Genomic DNA, 17,363 nt, shown 5'->3' with positions numbered 1-17,363 from the left:
GCCTACCCGCGAGATCCCTGTCATGAACGACTTCCTCTCCCACGGCCTGCAAGGCTTTGGCCCGCTGCTGGCCCAGGGCACCTGGATGACCCTCAAGCTGGCCCTGCTGTCACTGGCGCTCAGCCTCGCACTGGGCCTGATCGGCGCCAGCGCCAAGCTGTCGCGATCAAGGCTGCTGCGCCTCCCGGCCACCCTCTACACCACGCTGATCCGCAGCGTTCCCGACCTCGTGCTGATCCTGCTGATCTTCTACAGCATGCAAATCTGGCTCAACGACCTGACCGAGATGCTGGGCTGGGACTATGTCGAAATCGACCCGTTCAGCGCCGGGGTAGTCACCTTGGGCTTCATCTACGGCGCCTACTTCACCGAGAACTTCCGCGGCGCCATCCTCAGCGTACCCGCCGGACAGCTGGAGGCCGCCACCGCCTATGGCCTGAGCAGGACGCAGCGGTTTCGGCTGGTGCTGTTCCCGCAGCTGATGCGCTTCGCCCTGCCAGGGCTGGGCAACAACTGGCTGGTGTTGCTCAAGTCCACCGCACTGGTGTCGATCATCGGCCTGGCCGACCTGGTCAAGGCCGCGCAGAACGCCGGCAAGACCACCAATGACATGCTGTTTTTCCTGTGCCTGGCGGGCCTGGTCTACCTGGTCATCACCACCTTGTCCAACCGCCTGCTCAAGCACCTCGAGCGGCGCTACAACACCGGCATCAAGGAGCTGGCACGATGATCGAACTCCTTCAGGAATACGGCCTGGCCTATCTCTACAACGATGGCACCGGCCTCTCGGGCCTGGCCATGACTCTCTGGCTGTTCCTGGCCAGCATGGTGCTGGGCTTCGCCTTGTCGCTGCCACTGGCCTTGGCGCGCACCTCGCATCATGCCTGGCTGCGCCTGCCGGTGCAGCTGTACACCTTCGTGTTCCGCGGCACGCCGCTCTATATCCAGCTGCTGATCTGCTACACCGGGCTCTACAGCCTGCAGGTGGTGCGCGACCACGCCCTGCTCGACCAGTTTTTCCGCAACGCGCTCAACTGCACCTTGCTAGCGTTCGTGCTCAACACCTGCGCCTACACCGTGGAAATCTTCGCCGGCGCCATCCGCAATCTGCCCGCTGGCGAGCTGGAGGCGGCCCAGGCCTATGGCCTGCGTGGCTGGAAGCTCAACCTGTTCCTGGTGCTGCCCGCCGCCCTGCGCCGCTCGCTGCCGGCTTACAGCAACGAACTGATCCTGATGTTGCATGCCACCTCGCTGGCCTTCACCGCCACCGTCGCCGACATCCTCAAGGTGGCCCGCGACGCCAACGCCGCAACCTTCCTGACCTTCCAGGCCTTCGGCGTGGCCGCCTTGCTGTACATGCTGCTGTCCTTCGCCCTGGTCGGCCTGTTCCGCGTGGCCGAACGGCGCTGGATGCGCTTCCTTGACCCTGCCCGAGGCTGAAAACATGACTGCTACCGCACTGCCACTTTCCACCTTCGCCCAGGCCCCGAAGGCACACGCCCATGCCGGCGCGATCAAGCTCAGCGTCGAGGGGCTGCACAAGCACTACGGCGAGCACCAGGTGCTCAAGGGCGTCTCGCTGCAGGCGCGCAAGGGCGATGTGATCAGCCTGATCGGCGCCAGCGGCTCGGGCAAGAGCACCTTCCTGCGCTGCATCAACTTTCTCGAGCAGCCCAACGCCGGCAGCATCACCCTCGACGGCCAGACCCTGGAGATCCACCCCGGCACCCGCACCCCGCCGCCGGCCCAACTGCAGAACCTGCGCACACGCCTGGCCATGGTGTTCCAGCACTTCAACCTGTGGAGCCACCTGACCGTGCTTGAGAACATCTGCCTGACGCCGCGCAAGGTGCTGGGGATCAGTGCCGGTGAAGCCGAGGCGCGGGCGCGCAAGTACCTGGACAAGGTCGGCCTGCCGGCCCGCGCCGCCGAGCAGTATCCGGCGTTTCTCTCCGGCGGCCAGCAACAGCGCGTGGCCATCGCCCGGGCGCTGGCCATGGAGCCGGAAATCATCCTGTTCGACGAGCCCACCTCGGCACTCGACCCGGAATTGGTCGGCGAAGTGCTCAAGGTGATACAGACGCTCGCCGAGGAAGGACGTACCATGCTCATGGTCACTCATGAAATGGGGTTTGCCCGCCAGGTATCGAGCCAGGTGCTGTTCCTGCACCAGGGCCTGGTCGAGGAAAGCGGCAGCGCCGAGATCCTCGACCGGCCACAGAGCGAGCGCCTGCGGCAGTTCCTCTCCAACCGCCTCAAGTGAAGTCAAGCCGTATATGGATAGCAAGGCCATCAGCTCCACCGCGGCACCGCTGGATCGCATCGACGAAGCGATCATCGACGTGCTGCGCCACCACGGAAGGATCACCTACGAAAAGCTCTCCACCCTCGTGCACCTGACCCCCAGGCCCTGCCTGGAGCGTGTGCGCAAGCTGGAGCGGCGCGGAGTGATCCGCGGATATGGAGCAATCATCGACCTGCAGCAGGTCTCCCCGGGGTTGTCGCTGCTGGTGCTGGTGGCCTTGTCCAACCAGAGCGGGCGCTCGGCGCAGCGGGCCTTCGAAGCCACCGTGCGCGCCTGCCCGCAGGTCTACGAGTGCCAGCTGATCAGCGGGCACTTCGACTACAGCCTGCGCATGCGCTGCCGCGACATGGAGCATTACCGGGTGCTGACCGAGACCTGGATGAACGACGACGAGCTGCATATCGACAAACTGGTGGCGCATCCGGAACTGGCGGCGGTGAAGAGCACGGCGCCGCAGGCTTGAGCCAAGGTAGCGCTTGTGGCGCAAGATAGTGGCTTAGTAACATTACTGGATCCAATGACCACGCCTCGCGGATGAATCCGCGGGGCGTTTCCACATTTCCAGGGATGTACAGCCGTGGCCAGCAATCAATCCAACGATTCGCGTATTCGTTTTCCCATCGAGCAGAAGGAGCAGGCGGCGCAGCGGGAGCACAGTACGTTGCTGGCGCGGGATATTTACAAGGACCTGGCGGACCTGCTCGAGGATGGCCTCAGGAGCCAACCTGACCGGGACGATCTGGACCAACACCGTTCGCACAATGCGATTCTGATCGATGGCAAGCGCGGCACAGGCAAAAGCTCGGTACTGGTCAACCTCAACCTGTATCTCGAGAACGAAAGAACTGACCTCGCCAAAGCCATTCATGTGCTCAAGCCTGTGGACCCGACGCTGTTGGAGGACACCGACGATCTGTTCCTGAACGTGATCGTCGCCGCGATCATCCGGGACAAGTCGGTCGCCGAAGCGCTCAGCCGTGCAGACCACAAGGCCGAGGAGTTCCACCACCAGTTGCAGGTACTCGGCAATACCCTGGAGCAGCTGCAGTCCCAGCGCAACAAGTACGGCCTGGACAAGGTCAGGGCCTTCATGGGCAGCCATGATCTGAACAAGCAGGTTCATGAGCTTTTCAAGAAATCGCTTGAGTTGATCGGCAAGAAGCTCCTGGTCCTGCCGATCGACGATGTCGACACTTCCCTCAATCGAGCCTTCGAAAACCTTGAGGTGGTAAGGCGCTACCTGACCTCACCTTACGTCCAGCCCATCATCAGTGGTGACCTGGCGCTCTACCATGAAGTGACCTGGCGCGACTTCTATAGCAAGCTGACGCAGAACAGCAAGATCAAGACCCGAGATGCACTGGAAACCGCCAGGAGCCTGGCGACCGAGTATCAACGCAAGATCATGCCCCTGCAGCTTCGCAGGGACATGCCCACGGCGGCAAACTACCTGGCGAACGAGGAAATCCTGCTCTGCAAGGACACCGAGGAGTATTTCTCCCTGCCCGTGTTCTGGCGCTGGATCGACGCCCTGCTCAATGAACGGCTGAACACTCCCACTGAACGACGCCTTTCGATCAAGCTGGAGACCGTCCGCGAGCTCACGCAGCTGATTTTCGCGTTCAGGCAGAACATTCCCGATCTCAGCGGCCTGCTCAAGCGCTGGGGCCCGTCCATTACCAATGAGTGGACGCTGCACCGCGCGATGATCATGCCAATGGGCATGATCCCGGCGCTGAACGAATTTTCCCGGGATTACCATCGCGCACAACGCCTCGAGGAAAAGACGCAGCGCGAAACGGCTAGTAATCATGCCTACCAGAATTTCTTCAATGCCAAGCATGAGGCAGACCCACTCTCGGTGATTGAGTGGCGACACTGCATCACCGAGGCAAAAAAAGTCTTGCTCAACTATCTGCATCATGAGCATGCCTCTTCTGCCGCCAGCCTGGCACTTGAGGCGGATGCTCACATTCTGAACCTCCGGGCGACGCCGACGGCCCGGTTGTCGACTTTGTTCAAGGCCACGTTGTTCCAACCGACCCAGTTGTCGAAGGAGAGCGCCCTGTCATTCCCGGCCCCCCTCGTACGCTCCAACCTGGATGAATGGAAAAAACACGCGCCAAAAGACTTGCAGGGAATCGTCAGCCTGGATGAGCGCCATCCCTACGCACTGGCCGAGGTAGGGCATGCCATAAAGCGCTACGACACATCGGATCTGCCGCTTGAGGCTCAATTCCTTGCTGAACTCATGCTACACCGGAGCTTCTTCAGCGAAAGCCGAAAAACCAACATGATTTTCACCGGCCGACTCTTCGAGCTTGTGATTGCCAGCCTGGTAAGGAACCTGGAGCCGAATGACCTGAGCGAGCTGGTCAACCGAGCACCGTTCTATTCTGTCCCCGCCTTGAACGACGACGACCTTGATCCTCAAGACCTTACCCCCGAGGACAGTGCGCCAGATACATACATCGACCCCCTGATCATCTCTATGGCAAAAAACATCAATGACTGGCGCACAGAGCACAGGATCGATGAACAGACAGTTTCTGGCTGGCTGATCTTCAACGTCATGAACAGTTACTTTGCAAAGTCTTGGGAGTTCAACAAACCGCTGAAACCCAACCAGAACCCCGCCGACCCCAGCTTGCGAATGCTGAGCATGACCGCTCGCCGGGCCTACCGGACGCTGTGGAATGCCTTTGCCAGCCTGGAAAAAGGTGAAGTATTCGGCATGCCCTCAATCGTCACGAGCTTCAGCATGGGCGACAAAGACAGGTTCGAGCAGGGTCTGGCATATCGACAAAACATCCTGCCGTTCCTCCGTCGCCATGGCGAGCAGTCATTTGGAGGTGAGACCCGTGCTTTCACCAGTGCGCTAGCTAACCATCCGCTCTTCAAGATGATCGAAAATCTTCAGAAACATGCAGATCAATTCGAAGACTCCGAATTCGGGGACGAGTGGCTGTATCAACCCACTACCCGCTCTGTCACGGAGATCATAAAGCGTCACTTCGAGGTTGATTCAATCAGTGACGCCTATTCAGTCGAGGTCACCCAAGAGGATATCGAGGCCATTCGTGATTTCTGCATCACCCAAAAGATCCCCAAGGACGTCATCGAAGGCAACCCACATTTCCAGTATCTGATCGGCGAAGCAGGCAAGTAAGCTCACCATGCTCACGCCATCCCTGCTCGAACTCACCACCGGCGCATTCTTCTCATGCCCGGTCTTCGCCGCACGCCTGAAAAGCGACCTCCTGACCAAGGACCTCGGCCTGCGCATCCGTGAATCCAAGGCGGTCATAGAAGAGTACCGAAGCTGTATCCGCAACGCCGTGGATCAGCGTTACCCTGGGCGCTTCAGGCTCAACGACCTTGCCCGGGCAGCGGAAGAGCTCTGCCCGCTTGACCTCTTCCGCACCCCGCAGCAGAAAGCCCTGGACACCTTGTTCCAGACGTTCTTCCTGTGCAACGGCGACCATATCCACTACCGCCCCGAGTGCCTGACGGACTACGCCCACCTGTGCGCCATGGTCGATCCGACCGTCATCGTCGCCTGGCACCTGGCGCAACGTTTCAGGCAGAACCCGCACCTGTCGGCAGCCGATGCCCAGCGTATCGTGCTGGCCCAGCAACCACTGTTCAGTCCGCCTTCGATCGCCAACAAAGCCTTCGCTGAAGGCCATGTGCACCTGGGCGGTGCGCATTTCGAAGGCATCATCCTGATGAACCAGATCACCCACCAGCCGGGCCTGGAAGCCTTCGCACCGCTGCACCGCCTGTGCCACGGCCTGCTCGGTGAATGGCCGGGGCGTCTGGGTAACGGCACGCCGGACAAGATCCTCAAGCTGTACCAGCGCACCCTGGGCAAGGCGCACCTGACCGACGGGCCGCTGATCCTCAGCTGGCCGGGCTTCAGCACCCTGCAGCCGCACACCGATGACCGCCGCCACCCGAGCTGGATGAAACTGCAGCTGGCCCAGGCCATAAACGCGGGCGACCTGAGCAAAGCCTGGCTGTGGCTGCTGATCTGGCTGTGGACGCAATACCAGGATGCCGAAGCGCCTCCGGTGCTGCGCATGGGCATCTTCTACCTGGTTCTGGCGCTGATGGCTGAACGGCGCAAGCTTTTGATGGACGGCCAGGGTTTGACGCGCTTCACGGCGGTTTATGGCGGGTTCAGCAAAGCCTCCAGGCACAATCCGCAAGAACACCTGCTGACCTACGGACGCGCCTGCGCGCGCCAGTTGTTCCAGAACCCCGAGGATTGCGCGGAACTGAAAATTACCGAAAGCGTCTTCACCAGCGACTTCATGGCCGGCTGGGTCAGCGCCCTCGAACAGCACAACGGCCAGCCGCCGATTGCCCCTCTCAAGCCCGTCAGCGCCCATCAGGCCAAGCACTTCCGCTCACGCATGGAGCGCTGGCACCTGTGCGTACACTTCCTGCGCCGTGAAGAGCACCTGCACAAGCGCGGCAAGATCTGGTCCGATGGCGAGAAGCTCTACCGCAAGCTGCGCGAGCACTCTGGCTGGTCGGCGCCGGCGTTTCTGCACGGCAAGGTCAGCGAGCACTTTCGTTTCGACCCGAGCGCCTGGGTACGCGGCCTGGATGTCGCAGGCGACGAGAACAAGACCCGTAACGAGCTCTATGCGCCGATGCTGCGCTGGCTGCGTGCCGGCCTGCAGCCGGCCGGCCATGGCGATGGCTTCCAGGGCGGCCTGCACCTGAGCATTCACACCGGCGAGGACTATGCCCACCCACTGTCGGGCATGCGCCATATCGACGAGACCGTGCACTTTTGCGAGATGCGCCACGGTGACCGCATCGGCCATGCGCTGGCGGTCGGCGGGTCGCCGCTGCAGTGGTGCCAGAACCAGGGCGACATGCTGCTGCCGGTGGACGAGCACCTGGACAACCTGGTGTGGCTCTGGCACCACGCCACGCAACTGGCAGCCTGCGTCCCCCTGGCGAATCAGATCCTGCCGCGGCTGGAACGCCGTATCGCCCAGTTCGTGCCCCATGTCGCCTGGACCAGCCCTCATTACCTCAATGCGTTCTATCCTCGGCAGGAGCTCGGCAAAGGCCAGGCGCAATCCCAGCCCGAGGAGTCGCGGCGCTACATCAACCCGCACACCCTGCATGAAGCCTGGCGTCTGCGCCGTAACTGTTTCCACATGCTGGAGCAGTATCGCCCTAACGAACCCCTCGACGACAAGATGCGCGCCGCCTTGCCCGACCGGGATATTCTGGGCACGGTCAACTTCCTTAGGCTCAACGGTCAGCATAACGACCCAGGCGCCGCGCTGTTGTTCTGGCGCCGCGCCACCCTGCAGACCCACGCCGATTACACACCGCGCATGGTGCATGTGCGCATCCAGCGCCACGCCCTGGTCGAAACCCCGCCGATGCCAGGCGAGCAAGGCCTGCTGCTGGACTACGAGACCCCGGAGGAGCTGGAATTCATGGAGGCGCTGCAGGACCACCTGATCGAATCGTGCGACCAGCGCGGAATCATCTTCGAGACCAATCCCAGTTCGAATGTATACATCGCCCGGATCGGCAAGCACGCCGATCACCCGATCTTCCGCTGGAACCCTCCGGACGAGAGCACGCTGGAGCGCGGTGCGATACACAATCGTTTCGGGCTGCGACGCGGCCCGATCCGGGTCACGATCAACACCGATGATCCTGGCGTGATTCCGACGACCCTGCGCACCGAGTATGCGCTGCTCCAGGAAGCGGCCAAGTCGATGGGCATATCCAGGACCCGAACCGAGGAATGGTTGGAGCGACTGCGGATCTATGCCAATGACCAGTTCCAGCGCAACCATCGGCCGGTGTTCAGGGACCGGTGACATCGCGCAGGGAACAAAGACGCAAGCATCACCAGCGTGGGAACGGGCTTGCCCCGCGATGAGGCCCGGCACAGGCCTCTCCTGTGATCGCGGTGCAGGCCCGCTCCAACAGGTTTTCCCACCAGCAGGCCCTCAGCGCCACGCCTGTGGCTGCCGATAGTCAAGCACCCACTGCTCCACCGCCTCCACCGACATCGGCCGGGCGATGCCATAGCCCTGGGCCAGCTCGCAGCCCAGCTCCATCAGCAGCCGCCCGTGCTCGACACTCTCAACGCCCTCGGCCACCACCTCCCGGCCAAACGCCCGCGCAAGCCCGATCACCGCACCGGTCAGGGCCAGGTCGTCATGGTCATGCAGGATGTCGCGCACGAAGGACTTGTCGATCTTGATGGTCTGCGCCGGTAAGCGCTTGAGGTAGCTCAGCGAGGAATAGCCGGTACCGAAGTCATCCAGGGAGAAACGCACGCCCAGTGCTCGGCAGGCATCCAGGCAGCGGCCGACTCGCGGCAGGTTGTCGATTGCCACCGACTCGACGATCTCCAGGTCCAGGCGCCCTGGCGACACTCCGGGATGGCGCGCCAGCAACCGCTCCAGCCGTTGGGCGAAGTCGCCGCGCTGCAACTGGCGGGCGGCGATGTTGACGCTCAGTGACCAATCGCGCCCGGACAGCTGCCACTGCTGCAGCTGGGTCAACGCCTGGTCGATGACCCATTCGCCCAGCTCGACGATCAGGTCGGTCTGCTCCACGAAGGGCAGGAACTCCCCCGGCGGCACCGGCCCCTTGGAGGGGTGCATCCAGCGCAGCAACGCCTCGAAACCGATCACCTGACCGCTGCGCATGTTCACCTTCGGCTGGTAGTACAGGCACAGCTCACCCTGGCGCAGGGCCTGGCGCACCCGTGCCACCGTCTGGTGGGTGGCCTTGAGCTCAAGCTCCTGGGACACGTCGAACAGGTGGTAGCGGTTGCGCCCGCGCTGCTTGGCCACGTACATCGCCTGGTCGGCGTGGCGCACCAGGGTGTCGGCATCCTCGTCGTCCTGCGGGAACAGGGTGACGCCGATGCTCGCGCTCAGGCTCAACGGGTGCTCGCGAACCGTGTAAGGCGCAGCCAGCGCCTGGAGGATGCGTCGTAACGCGGCGTCGAGCTGCTGCGGGCCTTCGATATGCCGCAGGATCAGCACGAACTCGTCCCCCGACAGCCGCGCCACCGCATCACCGCCACGCAGGATGTTCTGCAGGCGCTGGGCGACCTCCACCAGCAGCAGGTCGCCAGTGGCATGGCCATAGCCATCGTTGACCGCCTTGAAGCCATCGAGGTCGAGCATGCAGACAGCCAGGGGGATGCTTTCGCGCCGGGAGAACGCCAGGGCCTGGTTGAGCAGGTCGGACAGATAGGCACGGTTGGGCAGGCCGGTCAGCACGTCGTGCCCCACACGCCACTGCAGGGTGTGCAGCAACTGGCGCTTCTCGGTGACGTCGAAGCGGATCGACACGTACTTGCGCACCTTACCGGTGTGCGGGTCAATCAGCGGCACCATGGTGCTGTCCACCCAGTACAGCGAGCCGTCCTTGGCACGGTTGCAGATCTCGCCCTTCCACACCCGGCCAGCGGCCAGGGCGCGCCACATCTCGAGGAAGAAGGTCGGTTCGTGCAGCCCGGAATTGAGGATGCGGTGGTTGGCCCCCAGCAGTTCCTCGCGGCTGTAGCCGGAAATGCTGCAGAACTGCTGGTTGACGTAGGTGATGCAACCGCGCAGGTCGGTTTCGGAAAAGATCGCGGCCGCATCGACGGCCGCGCGGTAATTGTCGTCCATAAGCATCGCAACCTAGCGGTTGAAGCGCTCCACCAAGGCACGCAACCCAGCGCACACCTGCTCGAGCTCCGCGCCACGCACGGCAGCGGCATTGGCGCGGCGCGCGCTCTGCTGGACCGTGCCAGCCACCCCGTTGATCTGCCGCGAGACATCCTCGGCGACACTGGATTGCTCGTGCGAGGCTGCGGCCATCTGCTGGCTCATATCGCTGATGCGCTGCACGGCGTGGCGGATGCCTTGCAAAGCTTCCTGGGTCAGGGCGACCTGGGTCACACCCTGTTGCGCACCCTCGATACCCTCGCTGGCGATGCTCACCGCCTGCTCGGCGCCACCGCGCAAACTGTCGATGATCGACTGGATATGCAGCGTGGATTGGCGGGTCTTGTCGGCCAGGGCACGTACTTCATCGGCGACCACCGCAAAGCCGCGGCCCTGCTCGCCGGCACGGGCGGCTTCGATGGCGGCGTTGAGCGCCAGCAGGTTGGTCTGCTCGGCGATGGCACGGATCATCCCGGCCGCCTCGGCGATGGCACCGGTCTGACCGGCGAGGTCGTTGACCGCCTGGTTGATCTGCCCGACCGTGCCGGCCAGGCTCTGGATCGCCGCCCCCGTGGCGTCGGCCACCTGGCTGCCCTGCCCGGCCAGCAGGTGCGCGGTCTGCGCCTGCTCGGCGGTGAGTTGCACGTGGCCCGCGACTTCGCCGATCGAGGCGGCCATCTGAGTCATGGCGGTGGCGGTCAGGTCGGTCTCGGCGCGCTGTTCGAGTAACGCCGATTCGGTGCTGCGCGATAGCCGCCCGGCATCCTGGGCGGCGCCGGCCATCTGCGCGGCGAGGTCGCTCAGGCGAGTCAGCGCGGTCTTCAGGCGCGCCTCCTCGCTGATCAGGATCAGCTCCAGCTGCCCGGCAGCGCCCGGCAGATCACTGTAGGTCAAGGCCGCGACCGGGTCGCTGAAGGTGCTGTCCGCCACCTGGACGATACGCCGCAAGTGGCGCCTCATGCGGCTTTGCGCCCACAGGCCGACGCCAGCGAACAGCGCCAGGGTCAAGCCTTGGGCAGGCAGGTCGGGCAGCAGCTGGTTGCCGGCGATGGCCGCGGCTCCGGCCAGCAGTGGCAGCGCCATGGCCCGGCCCAGCAAGGCCAGGCGCCGGGCCGGCGACAGCGCCGCCTTGCTCTCGCGCAACCGGGCATACACAGCTTCGGCACGGGCCACCTGCTCACGGGTCGGGCGCACGCGCACCGACTCGTAGCCGATCACCTGGCCATTCTCGAGCATCGGTGTGACGTAGGCGTTGACCCAATAGAAGTTGCCGTTACGGCAGCGGTTCTTGACGATACCCATCCAGCTGCGGCCGGCCTTGAGGTACTGCCACATCAGCTCGAACACCGCCTCGGGCATGTCTGGATGGCGTACCAGGTTGTGCGGGCTGCCGATCAGCTCGTCCTGGCTGAAGCCGCTGATGGCCGCGAACTCGGCGTTGCAGTAGGTGATCAGGCTGGCCGTATCGGTGGCCGAAATGAGCCGCTGGTGCTCGGGAAAGCTTTGCTCGACCGGATTGACCGGCAGGTTCTGACGCACGATGAGACTCCATTCATACACGGCCCGACACGCGGCCTGACAGGAGGCCAGGGGTGCCGGAACCGTTCATCCTGGATCAGTTCCAATGTCCGACAACGCTTGCACACGGGCCGGTGGATGACCGGATCGCCCTGGACGACTACTTGAATGACTGATCAATCAAAGCAACGAATTCTACGAATTCCATCACATTTTGCAAATAAAGGTGATGGATCATGGCGTTGCGCTATATCGACATATATCGTTAAGTGCTTGATTCTAAATGGGAATTAAGCGATGACGAGACCAGGTCTAGGTCCTGCCCTGCGCCGCTACCGCAAACTGGCAGGCTTCACTCAGGCACAACTGGGCGAGCGAACCGGCTTTGACCCCAAGACCATCAGCCGCTTCGAAACCGGCACCTACACCCCCAGCATCGAGTCGTTGGTGAGCTTTGCCGAGGCGCTGGGGGTCAAGCCAAAAGCGTTTTTCACCGACCCCGATGACGTCGAAGAACAACGCGCCTACCTCTTCGGCGTCATCCACAACGCCCCCCCCAAGGACCTCGGCAAGCTGATCGCCGCCGTCGATCAGGTGCTCGCCAAACTGTGAAATCCCCCGCGCACCACGCTAGAGCAGACTGCCTGTCAGTGCACCACAACTGGTCAGACCGGTAAGGCCAAAAACCCTTGCATTGTCGGAAAAATCGGCGTTTTATAGCCCTCGCAGTGAACAAACCGGTAAGACCACAATAATTAAGTCCTGCACTCTTTCGCTCCGTGTGGCTTGGGGGGCAAGGACACCGACCAGAGACTCCTCCCATGCTCAAATGGTGTTCGCGTTCGATTTTCCTCCAGGTTGTGCTCGGCCTCGCCCTCGGCGTGATCTGCGGCCTGAGCTTCCCCGACCTGTCCCTACAACTCAAACCCCTGGGTGACGGCTTCATCAAGCTGATCAAGATGCTCATCGGCCTGATCGTGTTCTGCGTGGTGGTCAGCGGCATTTCCGGCGCCGGCGACCTGAAGAAGGTCGGGCGCATCGGCCTGAAGTCGGTGATCTACTTCGAGGTGCTGACCACCCTGGCCTTGGTCATCGGCCTGGTGTTCGCCTTCTCCACCGGCATCGGCAGCGGCGCCAACATCCACCTCGACCAGCTGTCCAGCGCGGATGCCGGCGCCCTGGCCGACCGTGGCGCGCATATCCACAGCACCACCACCTTCCTCATGGACCTGATCCCCACTTCGGTGGTGGGCGCCTTCGCCGACAACAACATCCTCCAGGTGCTGCTGTTCTCGGTATTGTTCGGCAGCGCGCTGAACCTGGTCGGTGAGTCGGCCTCGGGCATTTCGCGGCTGATCAATGAGCTCAGCCATGTAATCTTCCGCATCATGGGCATGATCGTGCGCCTGGCCCCCATCGGCGTGTTCGGCGCCATCGCCTTCACCACCAGCAAATACGGCCTGAGCTCGCTGCAGCACCTGGGTGGCCTGGTGGCACTGTTCTACCTGACCTGCGCCGGCTTCGTGCTGATCATCCTCGGCACGGTAATGCGTCTGTCCGGGCTCAAGCTGCTGCCGTTCATCAAATACCTGCGCGAAGAACTGTCCATCGTCCTCGGCACTGCGTCCTCTGACGCCGTGCTGCCCCAGGTGATGCGCAAGCTCGAGCACCTCGGCATCGGCAGCTCCACCGTCGGCCTGGTGATCCCCACGGGCTACTCGTTCAACCTCGATGGTTTCTCGATCTACCTGACCCTGGCCATCGTGTTCATCGCCAACGCCACCGGCACGCCGCTGGCCATGACCGACCTGCTGACCATTCTTCTGGTGTCGCTGGTGACTTCCAAAGGCGCCCACGGCATCCCAGGTTCGGCCCTGGTGATCCTCGCCGCCACCCTGACCGCGGTCCCGGCGATCCCGGTGGTCGGCCTGGTGCTGGTGCTGGCAGTCGACTGGTTCATGGGTATCGGCCGGGCGCTGACCAACCTGATCGGCAACTGCGTCGCCACCGTGGCCATCGCCCGCTGGGAGAAGGACATCGACCTGGAACGCGCCAACAATGTGCTGGCCAACAAACCCGGCTTCGCCCCGGCCACCCGCAAGCAGGGCCAACCCCATCAACAGGAATTCTAAGCCCAAGGCCGCCGGCGCCCCGCGCCGGCCCGCCAAGGGCCAAGATGCAGCGTCAACCAAGGAGCGAACCGTGATCAGCTCTTCGACCGTAGTCAATTCAGTGGTGGAGAAACTCCGCCAGGCCCTGGCCCGTGGCCAGTGGCGCAGCGGTGACATGCTGCCCGGCCAGCGCGAGCTGGCCGAACAGCTGGGCATCAGCCGGCCCAGCCTGCGCGAGGCGGTGATCGTGCTGGAAACCCTGGGCCTGGTGCGCTCGATGCCGGGCAAGGGCGTGCTGGTGCTCGATGCCGACGCCAGCCAGGCGCAAGAGCCGGACACCATCGCCGAGGCCAGCCTGGCCGACGTGCTCGAGCTGCGCTACACCCTTGAGCCTTTCATTGCCGGCCTGGTGGCGCAATCGGCCGGCAGCCAGGACATCGGCCAGTTGCGCCTGACCCTGATGGACATGCGCGAAGCCCTCGACGTCGGCGACAGCGAGGCTGGCATCAATGCCTACATCGCCTTCCACGAGGCGCTGTTCGCGCTGACCACCAACCCGATCTTCCAGAGCGTCGTGCAGCAGACCGGCAACGCCCTCAAGCAGAGCGCCGACATGCTGCGCAACTCGCCCGAGCACCTGGCCGCGCGCCTGAGCGAGAACGAGGCGGTGGTGCGCGCCATCCGCGAGCGCAACAGCGCCAAGGCCAGCCAGCAGATGCGCCAGCACATCCTCGCCGAAGGCCAGCGCATGGGCATCGCCCTGAACATCCCGGACGACCAACCAGGCAACTGATCAAAGAAGGAGAGCGACAATGACCGCCTGTGCCCAAGCCGCCCCCCGCCTGCCTGCCCTGCTCGGTGCCGGCGAGACCCGCCTGTCGGCGGAACAAATCTACCCCCGCCTGTTCGATGCCATCCTCGAACAACGCCTGCCACCCGGCAGCGCCCTGCCCGAGCAGGCGCTGGGCAATGCTTTCGGCGTCAGCCGCACAGTGATCCGCCGGGTGCTCGGGCGCCTGTCCGACCAGCAGGTGGTAGTGCAGCGCCCCAGCCACACCGCGCACCTGGCCGCTCCCGACCCTGAGCAGGCGCGCCAGGTGCTCAGCGCCCGGCGCCTGGCCGAGACCACGCTGATCGGCCTGGCCACCCAGCGCGCGCGCCCGGCACAGATCCGCCAACTACGCCAACTGGTCGAACGCGAACGCCAGCACCATGAACGCGGCGAACGCTGCACGGCCATTCGCCTGGGCGGCGAGTTCCACATGAAGCTGGCGCAGATGGCCGCCAACGCGCCGCTGGCGCGTTTCCTCAATGGCCTGGTACCCATGACTTCGCTGATCATCGCCCGCTACGAAGCGCCCTGCTGCGAGCACTGCGCCTGGCAGGAACATGCGGCGATCATCGACGCGGTGGAAAACGGCGACGGCCAGGCAGCGCTGGGCCTGATGCATGAACATCTGGACCGCCTCGAGGCCAAACTCGATCTGGATCAGGCCGGCTGAATCAAGCGAACGCCACGGCCTCGACGCCGGGCAGGATCTGCACTTCGTCCCCCAGCGACCACTCCGCCGCCCGGGCTGCCAGGGCGGCGGGCACACCCGGCGAGCCGCCAGGGCCGGGGGGCACGTCGTAGGTGGCGTGGGCATCGTGGGGCAGCAACACTTCGAAGCCCCTTTGCAGCGCGGCACGGGCAGTGGCAGCCAGGCACATTTCCGAGAGCACGCCACACAGGGCCAGGCGCCGGGCCCCGAGGTCGTTGAGCAGGGTTTGCAAAGCGGTTTCGAGAAAGCCATCGTCCTCGGTCTTGAACAGCACGTGCTCGCCCCGTGCAGGCGGAAAATACAGCTGCCAGCCGGCACTGTGCGGGGCAGCCGGGCTGCCCGGCGCACCGTCGTTCTGCAGGAAGATCACCGGCACCCCGGCCTGGCGGGCGCGGCCAAGCAAACGGGCGATGCTCTGCTGCAAGGCCAGGTGGCCAGGCACCGCATCGGCGCCCTCCATGAAAGCGCACTGCACATCCACCAGCAGCAAGGCGTCGGCCTTGGCAACATTCATCAGCGGCTCTCCCGTTCGCGGACGCAATGCCGAGCATAGCGCAATGCCGTACCCTAAAACCGATTACCAAAATGCCTGGGAGGGCCTATGAACTTCACTATCGCGCCAGTCGGCGCGCAACACTACGATCGGCTGGCCGATCTGTGGGAAGCCTCGGTGCGGGCGACCCACGACTTCCTGCCCGCGGGCTACATCGAGCGCCTGCGCCCGCTGGTGCGCGAGCAGTACCTGGGTTTTGTCCAGCTGCGTGCCTGGGCGGACGGCGCCGGCCATATACAGGGGTTTGCCGGGGTGCATGATGGCAAGCTGGAAATGCTCTTCGTCGACCCGGCCTGCCGTGGCCAAGGCATCGGCAAAGCCTTGCTGGCCCACGTGGTCGATGAGCTGGGCGTACGAGAAGTCGATGTCAACGAACAGAACCCACAGGCCGTGGGGTTCTACCTCAAGCAGGGCTTCGTCCAGGTCGGACGCAGCGAGGTGGATGGACAAGGCGATCCGTTCCCGTTGCTGCACCTGAAACGGGTGGGCTGACGCGCTCGCCGTGGAAGCGGGCTTGCCCCGCGATGAGACCCTCAAGACAAACCTATACTTCGGTTAATCACCCAGCCTCTCGCCAAGGGGGCAATCCGCGTGAAATCGATCCTCGCGATGGTTCCACTCTGCCTCTTGCTGGCCCTCGCCGGCTGCGCCGGCAAACGCCCACCCGCCCCGCCCCCGCCGCAGAACCTGCCACCGGCCGTCTGGCAGCGCATCGACCAGGACATCATCGAGGCCTCGGTCGCCGCTGCGGGCTCGGCCAACGACTACGCCCGGCGTTCCATGCGCGTGTGGAAGGAGCAAGTGCAGCAACGCACCGAGAACGACTTCATCCCCTGGTTCACCGGTTACTGGACCCAGCAGTGGCTCACACTCAAGGTCGCCTGGTACAAGATGAACAGCGGCAATGGCCAGGAGCCAGCTGAAAAGCGCCTGGGCCTTTATCTGCAGGAACAGTACCGCGAACGGGTCATCGACCCGGTGGCCGAACAGATCAACCCCGAGGGCATTCGCGACCGCGCCAGCGAACTGTACCTGCAACTGCTCGGCCAGCAACTGCCGACCATCATCCAGCGCTACAACGCCCCGCCCGAGCAGTTCAGCCAGCGCCTCAACCGCATCCCGATCATCGCCCTGGGCCCGCCGGATGCACGCAATGCCTCGCTTTACCAACTGCTGCGGGCCAAGTCGCTGGACCAACAGCTGGCCTGGCAGTCCCTGCGCCAGCACCTGCACCAACAGGCCGCCAAGGCCCCCGGGCAGACCGAGGCAGGATTGTCGTCGGTGGCCACCCAGGCCAGCGAGAAACTTGGCGCCACACTGGCGCCACGCGGTGCCGCCAGTGCCATCGCGGCGGCCGTGGGCAAGGCGGCAGGGGCGTTGATCTCGGTGGCGGCAACCGGCTACGGCATCATCACCCACGACCGTGAACAGCCGCAGATGGTCGAGCAACTGCGGGTGATCCTCAATGTGGCGCTGAACCAGGAATGGCAGGAGCTGATGGAGAATCGCCAGAGCGGCGCCATGGCCGGGGTGTATTACCTGTCGGGGCAGGTGGAGGACAGCTTGCTCGGGAGCCGGTCACAGGAACCGTTGCTGATTCGCCTGCCGCCATGACCCCGC

Annotated in this window: 15 protein-coding genes and 1 pseudogene; 12 read left to right on the top strand and 4 right to left on the bottom strand. The window is 63.8% G+C overall.

Annotated elements, in window-relative coordinates:
- Window positions 1-22 precede the first annotated feature (22 nt).
- The 6 genes from ACVWY1_RS20590 to rdrB all read left to right on the top strand — a co-directional run bounded on the left by ACVWY1_RS20590 (window position 23) and on the right by rdrB (window position 8,166).
- A complete protein-coding gene (locus ACVWY1_RS20590; protein ID WP_111533021.1) occupies window positions 23-730 on the top strand; it encodes an ABC transporter permease in 708 nt (235 codons plus the stop codon).
- Complete coding sequence (locus tag ACVWY1_RS20585; RefSeq protein WP_102683230.1) at window positions 727-1,440, top strand: ABC transporter permease; 714 nt, start codon at window positions 727-729, stop codon at window positions 1,438-1,440. Before ACVWY1_RS20590 ends, ACVWY1_RS20585 begins: the two co-directional genes overlap by 4 nt.
- Window positions 1,441-1,444: 4 nt before the next feature.
- A complete protein-coding gene (locus ACVWY1_RS20580) occupies window positions 1,445-2,263 on the top strand; it encodes an ABC transporter ATP-binding protein (protein WP_457378689.1) in 819 nt (272 codons plus the stop codon).
- Between the two features lie 13 nt (window positions 2,264-2,276).
- Window positions 2,277-2,768, top strand: a complete 492-nt coding sequence (locus tag ACVWY1_RS20575) for an Lrp/AsnC family transcriptional regulator (protein WP_277504999.1) — start codon at window positions 2,277-2,279, stop codon at window positions 2,766-2,768.
- A 114-nt stretch (window positions 2,769-2,882) separates the two neighbouring features.
- Window positions 2,883-5,474, top strand: a complete 2,592-nt coding sequence (gene rdrA, locus ACVWY1_RS20570) for an antiviral RADAR system adenosine triphosphatase RdrA (protein WP_277505000.1) — start codon at window positions 2,883-2,885, stop codon at window positions 5,472-5,474.
- A gap of 7 nt (window positions 5,475-5,481) precedes the next feature.
- The gene (rdrB, locus tag ACVWY1_RS20565) at window positions 5,482-8,166 is read left to right on the top strand and encodes an antiviral RADAR system adenosine deaminase RdrB (RefSeq protein ID WP_457378688.1); all 2,685 of its coding nucleotides are present in this window, start codon (window positions 5,482-5,484) and stop codon (window positions 8,164-8,166) included.
- A gap of 132 nt (window positions 8,167-8,298) precedes the next feature.
- Here the strand turns inward: rdrB and ACVWY1_RS20560 are convergent, their stop codons facing one another.
- The 3 genes and pseudogenes from ACVWY1_RS20560 to ACVWY1_RS20550 all read right to left on the bottom strand — a co-directional run.
- On the bottom strand, window positions 8,299-9,981 hold the full coding sequence (locus tag ACVWY1_RS20560; RefSeq protein ID WP_139669872.1) for a putative bifunctional diguanylate cyclase/phosphodiesterase: 1,683 nt from the start codon (window positions 9,979-9,981) through the stop codon (window positions 8,299-8,301).
- Window positions 9,982-9,993: 12 nt separating this feature from the next.
- The gene (locus tag ACVWY1_RS20555) at window positions 9,994-11,103 is read right to left on the bottom strand and encodes a methyl-accepting chemotaxis protein (protein WP_371926904.1); all 1,110 of its coding nucleotides are present in this window, start codon (window positions 11,101-11,103) and stop codon (window positions 9,994-9,996) included.
- 174 nt (window positions 11,104-11,277) lie between these two features.
- A pseudogene (locus ACVWY1_RS20550) lies at window positions 11,278-11,559 on the bottom strand (PAS domain-containing protein); the annotation flags it as partial.
- Between the two features lie 276 nt (window positions 11,560-11,835).
- On the opposite strand from ACVWY1_RS20550, the gene ACVWY1_RS20545 reads away from it, so the two are divergent.
- From ACVWY1_RS20545 to ACVWY1_RS20530, 4 genes are all read left to right on the top strand, one after another.
- The gene (locus tag ACVWY1_RS20545) at window positions 11,836-12,150 is read left to right on the top strand and encodes a helix-turn-helix domain-containing protein (protein ID WP_277505002.1); all 315 of its coding nucleotides are present in this window, start codon (window positions 11,836-11,838) and stop codon (window positions 12,148-12,150) included.
- Between the two features lie 209 nt (window positions 12,151-12,359).
- The gene (locus ACVWY1_RS20540; RefSeq protein WP_023631150.1) at window positions 12,360-13,670 is read left to right on the top strand and encodes a C4-dicarboxylate transporter DctA; all 1,311 of its coding nucleotides are present in this window, start codon (window positions 12,360-12,362) and stop codon (window positions 13,668-13,670) included.
- A 70-nt stretch (window positions 13,671-13,740) separates the two neighbouring features.
- Entirely contained in the window at window positions 13,741-14,442 is a 702-nt protein-coding gene (locus tag ACVWY1_RS20535) for a FadR/GntR family transcriptional regulator (protein WP_102683223.1), read from the top strand.
- Window positions 14,443-14,461: 19 nt separating this feature from the next.
- Window positions 14,462-15,151: a GntR family transcriptional regulator gene (locus ACVWY1_RS20530; protein WP_094011277.1), complete on the top strand. Its 690-nt coding sequence runs from the start codon at window positions 14,462-14,464 to the stop codon at window positions 15,149-15,151.
- 1 nt (window position 15,152) lies between these two features.
- Here the strand turns inward: ACVWY1_RS20530 and ACVWY1_RS20525 are convergent, their stop codons facing one another.
- Window positions 15,153-15,704: an isochorismatase family protein gene (locus ACVWY1_RS20525; RefSeq protein WP_277505006.1), complete on the bottom strand. Its 552-nt coding sequence runs from the start codon at window positions 15,702-15,704 to the stop codon at window positions 15,153-15,155.
- Between the two features lie 87 nt (window positions 15,705-15,791).
- Between ACVWY1_RS20525 and ACVWY1_RS20520 the strand changes: the two genes are divergently transcribed.
- Together ACVWY1_RS20520 and ACVWY1_RS20515 are read left to right on the top strand one after the other, a co-directional pair.
- Window positions 15,792-16,235: a GNAT family N-acetyltransferase gene (locus ACVWY1_RS20520; RefSeq protein WP_277505009.1), complete on the top strand. Its 444-nt coding sequence runs from the start codon at window positions 15,792-15,794 to the stop codon at window positions 16,233-16,235.
- A 117-nt stretch (window positions 16,236-16,352) separates the two neighbouring features.
- Window positions 16,353-17,357 carry a hypothetical protein gene (locus ACVWY1_RS20515; protein WP_046854870.1) on the top strand — a complete coding sequence of 335 codons (1,005 nt, stop codon included), beginning with the start codon at window positions 16,353-16,355 and terminating at the stop codon, window positions 17,355-17,357.
- The last annotated feature ends 6 nt before the right edge of the window (window positions 17,358-17,363 follow it).

It is taken from the genome of Pseudomonas sp. TE6288 (genome assembly GCF_054062095.1).
Note: the sequence above shows the minus strand (reverse complement) of the source record. Positions and strands in the feature narration are given on the sequence as shown.